This is a genomic window from Kluyvera sp. STS39-E, from assembly GCF_040932435.1.
Classification (GTDB): domain Bacteria; phylum Pseudomonadota; class Gammaproteobacteria; order Enterobacterales; family Enterobacteriaceae; genus Kluyvera.
Window position 1 is genome coordinate 384,000 of sequence record NZ_JBFQGA010000001.1, and the last position, 14,723, is coordinate 398,722.

The window sequence follows — 14,723 nt, forward strand, 5'->3', positions numbered from 1 at the left end:
AAGGCCTTGCCAGACGAGGAGTAAGGTTTATAATGCTCCTCGCACACCTTAGCGGGCGTAGTTCAATGGTAGAACGAGAGCTTCCCAAGCTCTATACGAGGGTTCGATTCCCTTCACCCGCTCCAATCTCCTGATAAATCAATAAGTTACGATTTATCAGTTAGTTACGTTGACCCGCTTCAGCAGGTACAACTTAAACTACCCATTGTCCTACGCCCGCACCTGTCGCGTGAGTGGTCTGTGGTTTAAGGGAGCATATCACCACGCTGGCGGTGGTTCCATGTTCTTACCGCGACAGTACAACAACGAACAAAAAGCCCATACCTGGCATAACTCCCAAAACTTTCAGTGAAGCGCATTTTTGCCGATGCTCCCACATGCCACACGTCGTGATGACGTTGCAGGGAATAAACAGGTCTATGGTGGTCATGGTCCTTGCACACCACATGCAAGCTCTGCCAGCGTCTCAGCCACGCTCCCGAAAGGGTACACGGCGATCCTGATAAACTTCACTGTCTGACATAACCCTGATGAAGTCGCTACGCTCCGCACGTTGTCTTACCACCAACGGGCTTATTGGCTTCTATTGTTGTTTGAGTGGGAATCTTCATTTAACGAATAATAATTCAATGTTAGCATGGCAGGCTGTATCTTGTATTTCATGGAGATGGCGATGCTGGACATAACAAACTTTGGGCTTTTTGCCCTGTCTGTTTTTCTTCTTTCCGTAACCCCAGGACCTGATATGGCCTACGTGATAGGCCAAAGTGTGGCTAATGGTCGTCGGGCTGGGATTCTTTCGGCTACGGGTGTTGCTTTAGGTAGTTGTACTCACGCGGTGGCAAGTGCTGTGGGCTTAACTGCTCTGATAACGGCATCTCCGCTGATGTTTACAGTGATTAAATATGCAGGGGCTGCTTATTTGATGTATCTGGGAGGAAAGATGGTTTTGGGAACCTTCGCAAAACAAACTACGAATAACAGCGAAGTTGAACCTGTTAAGACTAAAGCTAATCTTACTAATCTGCTTTCTAAAGGATTTATTACAACCTTAACCAATCCGAAGGTACTCTTGTTCTTTATTTCCTTCTTTCCTCAATTCGTTTCACCTGGAGGCGAGCACCACACAGCCTCTTTTCTGATCCTGGGGATGACTTACGCGCTGATCGCATTTTTTACTGATTTAACGTTCGCCATACTTGCAGGTAGCGCCGCTGGTGCTGTCTCACAAAATAGGGGATTGCAGAAAATCCTGGATCGGATTGTGGGGGTTACATTTTTTGGATTAGGATTAAGGTTGGCTCTTACACGTCGTTAAAAATGAGGGGGCTGTCTTCCGGCAAGTTGCCAGCCTTCGCCATTTCTTCGTTTACAGCCTTTCTAAGGTTTGTTGGTAACAGGTGGCGCTGTAGCGTCGTTCCTGCCAATTTCACTACCTGCGTATAAACACGCACGGTGGCCCCGTTCCATTGAAAGCTAATGATCGGCTCTTCCTCCTTTTTCACTCTTCTGAATCCTCTGTATTGAAGGTTTTCGTATAGGGGCACTTGCCCTTTGTTACGTAGGTGAAAAGGTAATTGCTGTTCTGGTAGGTGCATAGCGTTTTCCCGTTCTCCGTCTGTTCCTGGTCGGGGTTGCTCATGGTGATTTTGCCTGCATGAGCGACTAATGGCAGCAGGGCCAGCACAAACAGTAAGATTCTCTTCATTCCTCAATCCTCAAATGTTCAGTTCGTGGTACGTCTGGTTAACTTCATCCTGAGTAATATCGAGGTACGTCATTGTGACTGCTGGGCTGCTGTGGTTCAGCATTTTGCTGATCGTCTCAATTGGCGTTCCTGTCTCCCACAAGGCGCGGCCCCGACACTTACGGGCGCTGTGGCTGCTGATGTTCTTATCTGTCACCACTTCTTCCCCGGCTTCGCTGAATGCACGGCTTGCCGCTTCTCTCGTGATGGCTCTGGCTGGCTGATTCTTCACCCGGTTTGATTTCGACTGGAACAGGAATTTGTCTTCCGGGTATGCAGCACGGCGACGGCTGATAATCTCCCGCGCCCGGTTGTTAATCGGGAACACCTTCGGCTTACCCGTTTTCTTCTCCTTTATAGTAACCACGTTCCCGGCGACATCATCAAAGGTCAGTGCCAGCAGGTCACTGATACGCAATGCCAGATTCAGGTTAAGCGCCCAGGCGTCAGCGTAAGTTTCATTGCGACGACGGAGGACTGTCTCGATCTGTCGTGCTTCTTCTGGCGTGGGTGCGTTTGTTCTTGCCATTTCATTATCTCCCCTTGTTGCTTCCAGCAATTAACCGGAAGGTTAACCCGTTACCGGGCTTTCTAGGTTTCGTTATGAATCAATGATTGATCATAACGTGATCATTATCAAGGGGTTTTTACATCACAAAATGAAAATAAACCAACCCCGGCTTGCCCTTTCAGGGTTTGACCTCTGGTCAAATTCTCGGTTGAGAACACACCCCGCCCCGTTAGTGGCTTATCAACGACCCCATGCACTATAGGTTGACGGGTAAGAAAATATCCCGCGCATGGGCTGCTGTGCTAGGCCGTCGTTCCGACCCTCAATAGTCCATACGAATGTTGTGGGAATATCACAGCGGCGCTGACATCGACAGCACCACAATCAGCAGCATGAAGTGATTGTGTATTCATTTCTTGTGCATAAATTGTGGTTTTTTATGCTGTTTCGAAGTGCATAAGCAGGCCGTGCCCGGATGTCTCAGAATTAAGATTGCTACAATTATATAATTTTCAATATCTTAGTGTGTGCCCAATCACTTTAGGTCACATTCTGATGAACTGTGACGTAACTCCGTGGGCTGTCCGTTGCATCCTTCGGCCTGCTGAAACTTTCACCAACAATTGCAGACAGCGGCTGACCATGCTCCCGGCTTGGTTGTCACCGTTCCGTTACCATTTCCACACAAGCGCAAGCAGCCCCACCATTCCTTCCCTGACTTCACCAGAAGCGCTACACGGCGCGTTCTTCCACCAGATGTGAACTGACTCACCTCCAGCACAGCGACCCGCTGAGAGGCTCCCATAGGCCCAGTAATGGGCTGTTTATCGTTGTTTTTGCGAAGAAAATTTATTTTTTCGGTTTGAGAGGGCGGATCAAGGAGTGTATTTAACTGTACCTTGAGTGGCAGATCTGCCGAGGCCCCGCCATTACTGGCTTCCCTGCATACATCACACCATAGCGTTCTACACGTCCCGCAGGCGAGCCAGGGACAACAGACGGCAGGAAGGATCATTTAAGGGTATTTAACTCTATTATTTCCCACCAAAAATCCAACCGATGACGGCACCGATTACCGCAGAGCGGTTCTCACCCGCAGCTCCTTTGAGAACGTTAATAATTGCATCGCCTGCGCCTGGTGCCTGCTGCTGAAGTAAATTCAAACCACGAGGTGTTAACTTGGCGGCGCTGTCCATGTCGGTTGAAGAGATTATTTCGATATAACCCATATCGCTGAGAGCTTGGAGCGTGTAGCACAACAGGTCAATTTGAGTTCTGTCTCCTCTGGGCTTCCAGCCGAAGTCGGAAAAATCGAAAGATGAGTAAACCGGATAATCTGCATGCAGTTTCACCAGAATTCCGGTTGCCATCTCGTTAAAGCGGTTTTTGCCCTGGATGATTTCCATGTTGTTTCCTTATGCTCGCTGATGGAACGAGGTTACTCAGTTACGGCAGGAAGCACCAGTCAGAAGTCATCGGTAATCAGTACATATGAAAAGCGGTTTCATCGGTAATGGTTACAGATGAGTCATCGGTAATGGTTACTCACCAATAAGATCAATAACATTAAGATCAATCTCTAATAAGATCTTAAAGACCTAGGTCAAGGACAGGGTGAACTGGTGTTCACGTTGTGGGGTAGTAAAGGAGAGATGCTTCTGTCGCTCTGCTCTGAATGGCCATGCCACTTCAGATATGTGTGGAAGACAAGCCGCGAGGCGCGTCAGTCAAATGTGGATCGAGCACGGCGCAGAGGAGCTTGCAACGCGACGTAACTCTCCCCTTGGTGGGCGGCTGTCCCCCCTCATTCTCGCAAGGAGATAGTATGCCGAACCAACGGCCCTGTATCGACTCCTGAGCGCGTTTTTCTATGTGCTGCTGACTTTACCGCTTCGGCTTGTAGCGTTGAATCTGGAGCCTCAGAGAGCGCCATACAAACAAATCTCTTGACAATGAGGTAAGGATTGCTGTATAAGGTCGCCAAGGTTTTTATCTTTACAAAAATAATGTTGACTTATTGATAAACACACAAAAACAACTTGACAAATCGATGTTTAACTGTTAATATGTACATACTGAATGAATAAACACTTATCTGACTACAGGAGACCATATTGAGAACAGCCGCCATCGACTTTCAAGTCGCAACCGCCGAAGAGATTTTCAACGCATTAGTCCACAAGATCACTACTACTTCCGCACTTTATAGCTTCCAAAATCGTGTTGGCACAAATAAGCGCAACACGAAGAAAGCGCTCGAGATGCTCCGTCAATACAAGCTTGAACAAAAACGCAATGCCAGACACCAGCGGGCAATTATGACGGTACTCAAACCAGTCAATCCCCGTATTCGGAACGGTGAAAACATCACGGATATCTTCTCTGATGTTATCAATGGCTATATCTGCCTGTACCGTGACCGTGTAGGCATCGCGTTATCTGAACAGCAAGTTTTGGCTCTAATCCTTTCTGAATCTCGTGAAGATCTAAAGAGTTACGGAATTAACCCCGAGAAGCATTTTTAATACCCGGCGAGAGCCGACCTACCAGACAGCCGCACATACGGCAAACAAATCTAAATGCAGGTCACCAGACCGCCATACCTCTGTGCCGCAATGCGACATTCCAGGGGCGAACCTGTTGATCTATTTCTGCCTGCTGTGCAGGTTTGCGTTCAGCAAATCGCGTAGCGACCTATGGGAGGACAATTGATATGAATTTGAAAATTCAACAGCACGTTTACGCCGGACTTTTAGCAGAAGCGAAGCGCCGGGGAACAACTGTTCCAAACCTTGCACGCGAAGTGCTAGAAATCGCCGCTCATCTTTTTGATAACGGTGAAACTTTACCCGCCTTGGGGAATACTTATGGAGAACACAATGAACAGCAGAGCATCGCAAAATAAGCCAGAGTTATGGATTGAAGAGGATCGCCGCCTTTCCTTTGCAGAAAGCGTCACTATCAAGGCAACTGGTGAGTGTTTCAAGGTTGAGGACAAACTTGCAAAAATTCATACCTATATGGTGGATCAATATAATAGTTACCGGAAAAAGGGCCAGTCATTCTATGAAGATCAGAGGGATATCGCTACTAAATGTAAATGCTCACCAAAAACCCTTGGCAAATGGATGAAAGTTCTTGAAACGCTTGGTTTACTCGTCATCGATGAGAGCCAGAAGAGCCATTCATACACAGTGCGATCAGTGGTGAGTCAGGAGCACAACTTTATTTTCAGCTATCCGAAACTGTTGAACGGAAAGCCGTCATATGATCATGAAGAGGCCCTCAAACGCCTCCACACAGCCCAGACAAGAAATTGCGGAGCACAAGAGGATGGCAAATCTGATAAGAACGCTGATGAACAACGAAAATCTGTTTCTATCTTTTCTGGCGGTGGCAATGCTGATCTACCTGCCAATGATGATGCGGTGACCGGGAGAACTGTTGTGTCATTGCCACGGGGTAGCACAACCCAAAATTATTCGGAGCACGGCTTTCAAGAGGTCGGGATGTGTGAAAAAAACAGTAATTGGGAACCGCCATTTTGATAACGTGAGGATTAATTGAACAATGTTGAATGCAACAGCCTGACGGCTGACCAGAAGACACCAGATTTAGAGCGCCTATTCAAAAAGCGCCGCCGTGATGAATCAGTTGTTAAAACCGCCAAGACTTTGCTCGTGCATGGCATGACGGCTGGTAAGGTCGCCTGCCTGCTCCGCCTCGACCCCGATTTTGTGGCTGAACTCGCGAAAACGTGGAACCCACGGTTCCGGCGTGTAAGTCACGCCAACCAGTACACCGCTAAGAGAATGGCCCGGATGTATTACGAGTCTGGCGCACTCCTGGCGACTATCTGTCGTGACCTGCAATTGCCGCTCTATACAGTGGTTGCGCATCTAAAAGCCGAGGGTGTGACAGAGCAACAAATGGCAGATCGTATGCCTGAAAACGATGACCCCTTACTAGTGGCTTATCGTGAGACGGTCGCCAGAAAACAGGCAACGCCGAAACGCCGATCACCTCGCCTGCACTACTAATACCCTGAAAGGGTTAACAGCAATTGCCTTCAGCACCGAAGGTGTCTCGCTGCTGCGAGAGTGCTCCGCACCGTTAGCTGTTAATCGCCTTGCGATGCACTGACCCAACCCCACATCGGGGGCAAATGAACCTTGATTACTTATTTTACTTCCTGCCAGTTTACTGGCTGGCGTATCGCTGCGTCCGTGACGGGCTGATCCTCTTGCTGCGAAGCAGTGACGTTGCCCGTCATCGCCTTGAGACAAAAATCCTACTCTGGAGACACCATAAAATGACCCTGAACACCATAAAGAATGCTCTGTTTGCAGCGATGCACGGCAAGACCCCGGCAGAGTACGAACTACAAAAAGCCCGTGACAACCTGAAGAGCGTCACCGATGACTTTCTGGATCATCATCCGGAGTTGCTCAAATCAGTCCCGTCTGACACACCCACCAAACGGATTAAAAAATCTTTGGGCGCAGATAGTCGTCCGGCGGTAAGTCATACCGCTGACCACATCGATCCTGAAATGCTGGCGAAAGCTAAAGCAGCGGCTGCTGCACTCGCAAAATCCGACCCTGATCGTTACGGTAATATCATCAAGCAGCAGGGGGCTGAATGAGTGCATCGAACAAGATTATCGTTAGTACCGTCAACGAAATTTCTTGGACCACAGACGATAATTCTTATCTGAAGGCGAAAAAGAAAATTATCTCCCTCCAGGAGTTAACCGCCAAACCCGCTAAAGCGCTGGAAAAGGCTCAGAAGCGTACCGCTCAGAGTGAAGGCAAGGCGGCGTTGCAGGCGGCGAAGGCCCAGACTGCGAAGCTACGTCAGGCACAGCAGCTTGGCAAAGAACAGCAGAAACAGTCGCAAATTCAAGCCCGTGCCGCAGCCGCTGAGGTAGCCCACGCCAGGAAAATGGCGAACCTTGCAGCGAAGAGTCAAAGCGACCAGGCAAGAAGCGCAGAGGCTCTGGCCCGTCAGAATATGCGGCTTGCTCGTATCTCTGCAAAGGTGCGAGCCGCAAGCCAACACCGGGCTATGACGTATAACCCGGATGCACCTTCTATCGGTCGAGAGCATTACAACCCGGCGGTGTCCTCTCGTCAAAATGCACAGATGGCCCGTGGTCATAGCGGCATAGCGGCAGAGATTACGGCACAAAAGCGGTCACTGGCGATTGAAGAGAAGAAGGAAGCGGCGCTTAAGCGCGAGGTGACGTATTACAACCAGCTCCGCACATCTTCTTATAAGTTGGCCTCGATAAATGGTGCAGACGTGGCAACACGGTACAAATCCATCCGTGCGGCAAAAGAGGCGCTGAAAGCCCAGAAAGAAGAGCGCTACACCGTCGAGGAAACTCGCTTTGAAATGGCCCGGATCACTACTGAGTTACGCAAACAGGCCCGTTTACAGCAACGTATTACCCGTGAACAGAAAGCCGCAGGTGTTCGTGCTGGTCGTGTACGCACCGAAGGTCGGGGAGGGCGATCAGGTCTTGCCGCCGCTGGTGTGATCGGCGGTGCTGCTTTGATCGGTAGTATGGGGATCTCTAAAGCCGGGACTGTGCTACAGGGTAGCTTTGAACGCAACCAACAGATGAAATCCCTACAGGCGCAAGGAGTGTCCCGCCTTGAATATGAAGCTGTGCGTGATGTTGTTGCAAATAAGACCGGCTTTAATATTTCCCCAGACAAAGCTCTTGATTTTTCTGCTGACTATAACGACAAAGTGGGTCAGTTGACGGCTAACGGAACATGGAAGACCAACAAAAACGGTCAATCAACGTTGTCCGGTGGTGGTGAGCTTGGTGACCTTATCAACGCTATTGCAGGCAAATCCAACGTTGCCACGGCAAAGCGCGTAGTTAAAGAACTTCAGGGGATCGACTTTAATCTTTTCCTGGTTTATTTGAAGCAGTTGCAGAAGACTTTCAAGTTCACGGATAAAGAAACAGCCGCTTTTGCAGAAGCGATCAACGATGCAGGCAAGGTGTTACCCGCCTTTGCTGATGGTGGTGACGCTGTTCAGAAACGCATGGATGACCTCGCCCGGAATGGTTACGCCCTGAGCGAAGCACAACAGGCAAACCTCGATAAACTCTCAGCGCTGAACACTGAATACAGCCGGGTGCAGACGAGTTTGTCTGATCATTTCTCCGCTTCGTTCGTCGCTGGCTTGGGTGAGTATGGTCAGAACACCGACAACCTGAGCAAAGGCATGGCAGGGTTAATCCCGATAACGGACGGTTTGGGTAAGTCACTGGGCGAAATGTCAGCGGCAGTGCTGAAAATTACATCATGGTTTAGCTCCATCGACATCAACCCTGAGAACAAGCATGAACAGCTATCGGAAAACGGTCTTTACTATAAAGATTCGATGGTGGGCCGTGTCTGGCAGTCGTTCAGCAATGCGGTTGAAGGTATTACCCGTGCCAGCACAATTCCTGGTGTTCAGGGGATGCCGTCGCAGACATACGGCTCAGGCACGGCGTTTAACAATCCAGCGTTAGCGTTGAGTGTTCCCGATTTCAACTACCAGGCACCACAACCGACATTTACCGCGCCGACAATGAACAGCATGACGCAGCGACAGCCGATCCCTGTCAGCGTTACCGGACAAGCTGAGATTACACTCTCACCTATTGATATCAATGTGAATGACGGGGCTGTTAATAACCTGATCGATGCCCGGATTCACGATAATAATCAGGCCCAGAACAACCTTATCCTGGGAGTTCCATATTAATTCACCGCACTAAGAAGTACCCGGCAGCTAGGCCGCTTTGCGGTGACACTTTGTGTCATCACTTCGTGACCTGATAACGGGTTAGCCGTTCGTTTAATCGTTCTGCGATAATAAACGCCCTCATGATGGGGCTTCGTTAATTTCATTTTCTGAATAAAAAATTTAACAGGAAGTCAATGTTTTTCCGTCAAATACGCCAAGTGTTTGTTGTGAAAGATATAGTTCCGTGGTAAAATAATAATATAGGGTGATAATTCAGGTTGTATGTGCGTACTACTGCATTCTTCCCTTCTCCTACGAAATAAAGTGCGCTTCGCCAAAGCGCCTTTTCTAAATACAGCCAATAATCCGACTCTCAATAAGCCGCTGGGCGATGATGCAAATCATCATCATTCTGTGGGGGCAATACGGGAAGGTTTTCGCCGACCGCTGGTTGTATTCAGAAAAGAAGTACTACTCCGGGTAACCCTGGATTAGGCCATTAAATCCGGCTCTCCTCCGGTCATCAGCCATGATGCAAACTGGCATTGAGTGCGACAGCGAAGATATGAGGTCTCCCGCTCTCGTGCTCCTTATTCCTGAAGCGTGACCCACCGATCATGCTTTCCAAATCTCTCCATCAGAAAACTACTGACCTACACCAGGCGGGATATTCTCGCCTTGGTCTTTTTCTGTATGGAAAACGAAGTGAACGAAGTCGCTGATAGCGGCTTTCTTTTCGCCCCTCAATGGCAAATTTGCCAGAGAAATAATAACGCCATCATTGGCGATGACCTGAATGGAGATTCAAGATTATGAAACTGGATAGTCATCCAAAAACGTATAACAACGTGGTGAAGAATTCGGCAACTGCCAATTTTGACCGCAAAATGTATGTGTTCGAAACACTGGCGCAAGCCGTTGAACCGGGAAGCGTGGTTGATTCCACCGGGACGCTATACACCTCTGGCGACGATGCGATCCTTTGCCTGTCCTACGCTGACGCGGGTTCTGACGTTCCTGTCATCGTGGCTGACCGCCTGATTTACGTGTACCCGGAAGCAATTCGCGCCGTAATGGGTTCAGCGACAAATGCAGCGTTAGCAGCATTGACCGCTAACGGAAACATTCGCCTGACCTCTGACGATGTTGTCATCGCAGAATAACTGACAAGAAAAGGACTTCAAAAATGGCTATTAAATCATTTGATTATGTTGACTACAGCAAAGTTTTCCGTGACCAGGTTCCACAAAGCAACCTGTTACTTACTCACCTCAACGTTTTTGCTGATCGTCAGATCGCAGATTCCCACAAAGTGACCGTGGATCGCATTGCTGACGCCGCAATTGGCGTGGATGCTCCGTTGATGCGATTTTCCAGTGAGTGGGGAACCATCGAGAAACCAACTGCCGGGAGTTATCTCTACGAGCTAGTGTGGCGGGGTGTGACGGACCGTGTAACTTCAGCCGATCTGAAAGGTTACCGTAAGCCGGGGAGCGCCCTGGAGCAGTCACTTGATGAAATTGAGGCCAATAAGTTTATTCAGATGCGTGCCAAGTTCGAGCGCTCCCGCGAATATGCCTATTGGCAGACGCTGATCTTCAATAAAGTTGATGCATTTGGTACACAGCAGCCGGAGATCGACTGGTCTGTAGAGTTTGGACTTAACCAGCGAACCGCTGATTTGCACCAAAAAGTAAACGATGACCCGATGCGCGATATTGACGATCAGGTCAGTGCCACAAAAGCACTGATGGGTGGTCTGACTCAATATCTACGTGGCTGGGTTCTGCTGTGTGGTTCCGATGCCTACAGAGCAATTCGCTACCATCCTCAAATCCGCGAGTTGCTTGTCTACGGAAATGGTCTGGTTGGTTCTGATGTGCTGTTCCCGTCAGACGTTCTGCCAGGGTTCAGTTCCTTTATTCTGGGTTCTGTACGCCTGATCGAAGTCAGCGACTCAGCATTTAGCGGCGTGAAGTCAAACGAGGCTTTCCTGGTCCCTGTATTTGGAAATGCTCCGGTTGAGCAGAGTCTACCAATGGGTCGCTTCGTTGGTCCATGCGCTCGCCATCTGGAAATCTCCGCATCTGGTGATGTTGAAGACTGGTACGCATACAGGGCATTCGATGAACTTCGGAACCGCAATCTGTATTCTGAGTACAGCCTCCTGAGCTACAACTTCCGTCCCGACCTGGTCACTAAAATGACCTTGGTCCCGGTTGAGTAAGATAAACAGCGGCTATTGGTATCGCAGGGCGATTAACGGTAATAACCGTTAACCCCCTGGCGGGTATATTGTGGGAGCGCATTGCTCCCGCTGCCAGGTGAGGCAATGGAAAGGAGATTTACACATGCACATGAAACTGTTCAATTCGAAGGGTCTGCCTCTTCTGGCGATGAGTCTCGATAATCAATCTGACAAATGGCTGAACCTCTCAGCCATAGCGAGATACTTCCAAATTCCACGTAGCACATTTTTGCAACGCGTGAACGATTACGGCTGGGAATCGGCCCTCGCTTATTACGATCAGCAACGGAAGACAAAACTGAAAACTTAAGGCCGGGCAACCCGGCCTTTTTTGTGTCTGCTATTCAGCGGTAACAACGTACTTCCCGCCGTTGTCTTTAATCTTGTACTGATAGACATCATCACAAAATACAGTAATTTCTCCGCCAAAGGCTGCGGCAGACGTGCTGTTCACCTTTTTGCATTTGTAGCCCTTCGCCTGGATTACCAACTGCGCTTCGTCCCGTAAATCTTGAGAGTCCTCAACTGTTTGATAATTGCTCCCACTGGAGCTTGAACTTGACGATTTTCCGCCTTGGTTGGTTATCGCGGCGAATGCGATAAGCCCAAGTAGGAGAACAAATCTGATTAAGCCTTTCGGCGATGCATACGGATTTTTCACACCGCAATTCGGACAAATTTTTGCGCTCGATGATACTGCCTGCCCACACTCGCGACATTTTTTCATAGCCATGATTTTTACCTGCTCCTGGGTTTAATATTGGTATCGTTGGGATTTGGGAAAACTTTAGATATTCGGCATATCTGGGTAGCTGACCAGCTCGACATACCCAGACAGTTCTTTCATGCTTGCGCCTTTGGTGTACGTCCTGAAAGCCTCCGTCTTAGCCTTTTGCGCCGTGTGGCCCGTTATTGCCCCTATACGCTGTTCAGGAACGCCAGCGCGATCTAGGCACGTTATAAAGTGGCCTCTAAGGCTATGATAACATTGACGATCTGTAGCGGTTGGCAACGCTTGATTACGTAGTCTCGTGAACGCTTGAGAGTAGAAGGGGCCTTTCTTGCCGTCAGCGCGTTTAATCTTGTTAGCGTGTGGGAACAGGTATTCGCCGTTATTCTGGCTCAGGAGTTTATCCACGATGCCAATCAACAACGAATGGATTGGGATATAACGGACCCCGGCAACGGTTTTCGCTTTGCTGATGAAGAAGCAGCGCACACCATCCATCATGACAATTTCTTCCCGCTTAATGCTGGCGATTTCGTCGAGCCTGGCTCCAGAGAACAGCCCGATCAGAATTACGTCTCGTAGCTCTTCGTCAGCTTCGTTGAGTAACGTAGTTAGCTGCTGTGGCTCGAACGGCTGATAACTTTCGATGGTGCGGCGGGCTTCGAGGTTATGACCGTGAAAAGGGTTACTGTCCGGGATCGCGTCGTAGCGGCGTTTGGCAAACTCGTACAGGCTCCCCAAAGAGGTTAGCCAGTTCTGCACGGTCTGAGGTGCTGCCTTTTTCTGTTGGCCTTCGATGAAATCAGTAACGGTTCGGCGTCCGATCTTGTTCAACCCAAGATCAACTTTACCGATACTCTGAAGAAAAACTTCCACGGCTCGCGCGGATTTGCTGAGTGTGGAAAATGCCCGACGTTCGCTATACACCGTCATGTATTCATCACGTATGACTGCCAGCGTTGGGATCGGAGATATTGCTACAGGCGCACTCTTTGCCTGTTTTATTGTGGTGTGGAGTGTGGTGATCGCATTCTGGATGCGAATGTCTTCACGATCAGGATTCAACAGGGCTTTCAGGTTGTTGAACTCAATCAACATGTGATTTCTGAAGTGGCGAGCCTTAAGTATGTCCTTTGTCCCTGTGGATTTTCGCCAGGCTCGTTTATTGTCGAACAGGTGACGCATGTACGCAGGTACAAAGACCTGAAAGATCCATACGCCCGAATGACTTTGAAAAAGATACTGATTGTTCTTGATAGACATGATTTTAATCCTCTAAAATCACGCTATCAGGTACAGCCATATGTACAATGTTGAGATGGAGTAACGGTAGCTTCCCAAGCTGCATACGAGGGTTCGATTCCCTTCACCCGCTCCAAACTCAAGTCTCCTGAAGTCTACCAAACTCAATTTTCCCTTGATAAATCAGCAGTTATAGCATTCTATTAGTCTATTGAACTCAATTGTACTCCCCCAAGGTCAAGCTCAATGTGGGGGTATGGATGGGGGTATAATTGTACCCCCTGCTGAGAGGTACCCCCAATGAAGCTGACTGCTCGTCAGATTGAAACTGCGAAACCCAAAGAGAAGCCCTACAAACTGGCCGATGGTGGTGGGCTTTACCTGCTGGTTAATCCCAACGGTAAAAGATACTGGCGTCTCAAATACCGTTCGTTAGGTAAAGAGAAGCTGCTCGCTATTGGCGTTTATCCCGATGTTTCTTTAGCTGAAGCCCGAAGTAAGCGTGAGGATGCTAAAAGAACATTAGCGGCTGGCAACGATCCCTCTCTTGAACGAAAAATTGAGAAACTTAGTCGTCAACAAGACACTGAAAACTCGTTTGAGGCTATCACACGGGAGTGGTATCAGCGTCGCTATGACCGCTGGTCTGTCTCCTACCGCGAAGAAATGCTGAGAACCTTTGAGAAAGATGTATTTCCTTATATCGGTCACAGGCCAATCAAAGATATCAAGCCGATGGAGTTGCTTGCAGTTCTTTCAAAAATAGAAGCACGAGGAGCAACTGAGAAGGTCCGTAAGGTTCGCCAGCGTTGTGGAGAAGTCTGGAAGTATGCCGTTGTGACTGGCAGGGCCGAGTACAATCCAGCACCAGATCTAGCCAGCGCCGTGACTCCTCATGAGAAAGAGCACTATGCTTTTTTAACCCAGGATGAATTGCCAGAGTTTCTTCGGACTCTGAACACCTATGCCGGTAGTGTGCTTGTTAAGATTGCGATGCAATTACTTATTCTGACAGGAGTAAGGCCTGGGGAGTTGAGGCAAGCGGAGTGGCAGGAATTTGATTTTGAGCGGAAGGTTTGGAACGTGCCAGCAGAGCGAATGAAAATGCGCCGACCTCATCTGGTTCCGTTATCAAGCCAGGCAATTGACCTGCTTAATCAGCTTAAACCCATGACTGGAGCAGGAACGTTGCTGTTCCCAGGACGTAATAATCCTAAGAAACCGATGAGTGATATGGCATTAACTGTGTTGGTAAGGCGTATCGGCTATGCCGGGCGCGTTACAGGGCATGGATTCCGCCACACGATGAGTACCATTTTGCATGAGCAGGGATTCAACTCGGCCTGGATTGAGTTACAACTGGCTCACGTCGATAAGAACTCAATTCGTGGAACGTATAACCATGCTCAATATCTGGAGGGGAGGAAGGAGATGATGCAGTGGTATGCGGATTATATTGAAGCATCTTTGACTAAGGTTGTATAAGTCT

Annotated in this window: 17 protein-coding genes and 1 tRNA gene; 12 read left to right on the plus strand and 6 right to left on the minus strand. The window is 48.9% G+C overall.

The genetic code is table 11. The annotated features are described in order from the left end of the window. Nucleotides 1-51: 51 nt before the first annotated feature. Both AB4K05_RS01850 and AB4K05_RS01855 read left to right on the plus strand, forming a co-directional pair. Nucleotides 52-125 (plus strand) — tRNA-Gly (locus tag AB4K05_RS01850). 548 nt (nucleotides 126-673) lie between these two features. Further along, nucleotides 674-1,318, plus strand: coding sequence for a LysE family translocator (locus AB4K05_RS01855; protein WP_368478351.1), 645 nt, complete (start codon nucleotides 674-676; stop codon nucleotides 1,316-1,318). Here AB4K05_RS01855 and AB4K05_RS01860 read toward each other — a convergent pair. The 4 genes from AB4K05_RS01860 to AB4K05_RS01875 all read right to left on the minus strand — a co-directional run bounded on the left by AB4K05_RS01860 (nucleotide 1,305) and on the right by AB4K05_RS01875 (nucleotide 3,664). Beyond that, entirely contained in the window at nucleotides 1,305-1,505 is a 201-nt protein-coding gene (locus AB4K05_RS01860; RefSeq protein WP_368478352.1) for a hypothetical protein, read from the minus strand. The two genes, AB4K05_RS01855 and AB4K05_RS01860, sit on opposite strands and share 14 nt — an antisense overlap. Next, a complete protein-coding gene (locus tag AB4K05_RS01865; RefSeq protein ID WP_368478353.1) occupies nucleotides 1,502-1,708 on the minus strand; it encodes a hypothetical protein in 207 nt (68 codons plus the stop codon). The genes AB4K05_RS01860 and AB4K05_RS01865 overlap by 4 nt, the downstream gene beginning before the upstream one ends. A gap of 10 nt (nucleotides 1,709-1,718) precedes the next feature. Next, on the minus strand, nucleotides 1,719-2,276 hold the full coding sequence (locus tag AB4K05_RS01870; RefSeq protein ID WP_368478354.1) for a tyrosine-type recombinase/integrase: 558 nt from the start codon (nucleotides 2,274-2,276) through the stop codon (nucleotides 1,719-1,721). Nucleotides 2,277-3,292: 1,016 nt separating this feature from the next. Then, a complete protein-coding gene (locus AB4K05_RS01875; RefSeq protein ID WP_368478355.1) occupies nucleotides 3,293-3,664 on the minus strand; it encodes a hypothetical protein in 372 nt (123 codons plus the stop codon). 708 nt (nucleotides 3,665-4,372) lie between these two features. Between AB4K05_RS01875 and AB4K05_RS01880 the strand changes: the two genes are divergently transcribed. The 9 genes from AB4K05_RS01880 (at nucleotide 4,373) to AB4K05_RS01920 (ending at nucleotide 11,572) form a co-directional block, all read left to right on the plus strand. Continuing rightward, complete coding sequence (locus tag AB4K05_RS01880; RefSeq protein ID WP_368478356.1) at nucleotides 4,373-4,783, plus strand: hypothetical protein; 411 nt, start codon at nucleotides 4,373-4,375, stop codon at nucleotides 4,781-4,783. Nucleotides 4,784-4,971: 188 nt separating this feature from the next. After that, on the plus strand, nucleotides 4,972-5,163 hold the full coding sequence (locus AB4K05_RS01885) for a hypothetical protein (RefSeq protein WP_368478357.1): 192 nt from the start codon (nucleotides 4,972-4,974) through the stop codon (nucleotides 5,161-5,163). Beyond that, entirely contained in the window at nucleotides 5,138-5,806 is a 669-nt protein-coding gene (locus AB4K05_RS01890; RefSeq protein ID WP_368478358.1) for a hypothetical protein, read from the plus strand. The genes AB4K05_RS01885 and AB4K05_RS01890 overlap by 26 nt, the downstream gene beginning before the upstream one ends. Before the next feature lie 15 nt (nucleotides 5,807-5,821). Beyond that, a complete protein-coding gene (locus AB4K05_RS01895) occupies nucleotides 5,822-6,298 on the plus strand; it encodes a hypothetical protein (protein WP_368478359.1) in 477 nt (158 codons plus the stop codon). Nucleotides 6,299-6,423: 125 nt separating this feature from the next. After that, on the plus strand, nucleotides 6,424-6,903 hold the full coding sequence (locus AB4K05_RS01900) for a hypothetical protein (protein WP_368478360.1): 480 nt from the start codon (nucleotides 6,424-6,426) through the stop codon (nucleotides 6,901-6,903). Next, a complete protein-coding gene (locus tag AB4K05_RS01905; protein WP_368478361.1) occupies nucleotides 6,900-9,032 on the plus strand; it encodes a chemotaxis protein in 2,133 nt (710 codons plus the stop codon). The genes AB4K05_RS01900 and AB4K05_RS01905 overlap by 4 nt, the downstream gene beginning before the upstream one ends. 794 nt (nucleotides 9,033-9,826) lie before the next feature. After that, nucleotides 9,827-10,177, plus strand: a complete 351-nt coding sequence (locus tag AB4K05_RS01910; protein WP_368478362.1) for a hypothetical protein — start codon at nucleotides 9,827-9,829, stop codon at nucleotides 10,175-10,177. A 23-nt stretch (nucleotides 10,178-10,200) separates the two neighbouring features. Beyond that, entirely contained in the window at nucleotides 10,201-11,241 is a 1,041-nt protein-coding gene (locus AB4K05_RS01915; RefSeq protein ID WP_368478363.1) for a major capsid protein, read from the plus strand. A gap of 124 nt (nucleotides 11,242-11,365) precedes the next feature. Continuing rightward, complete coding sequence (locus AB4K05_RS01920; RefSeq protein ID WP_368478364.1) at nucleotides 11,366-11,572, plus strand: hypothetical protein; 207 nt, start codon at nucleotides 11,366-11,368, stop codon at nucleotides 11,570-11,572. Between the two features lie 30 nt (nucleotides 11,573-11,602). On the opposite strand, the gene AB4K05_RS01925 is transcribed toward AB4K05_RS01920, so the two are convergent. Beyond that, a complete protein-coding gene (locus tag AB4K05_RS01925) occupies nucleotides 11,603-11,995 on the minus strand; it encodes a hypothetical protein (RefSeq protein ID WP_368478365.1) in 393 nt (130 codons plus the stop codon). 54 nt (nucleotides 11,996-12,049) lie between these two features. Then, nucleotides 12,050-13,255, minus strand: coding sequence for a tyrosine-type recombinase/integrase (locus tag AB4K05_RS01930; RefSeq protein WP_368478366.1), 1,206 nt, complete (start codon nucleotides 13,253-13,255; stop codon nucleotides 12,050-12,052). A gap of 279 nt (nucleotides 13,256-13,534) precedes the next feature. On the opposite strand from AB4K05_RS01930, the gene AB4K05_RS01935 reads away from it, so the two are divergent. Further along, nucleotides 13,535-14,719 (plus strand): tyrosine-type recombinase/integrase, encoded by a 1,185-nt coding sequence (locus AB4K05_RS01935; RefSeq protein WP_368478367.1) that lies wholly within the window; start codon nucleotides 13,535-13,537, stop codon nucleotides 14,717-14,719. Nucleotides 14,720-14,723: the final 4 nt, after the last annotated feature.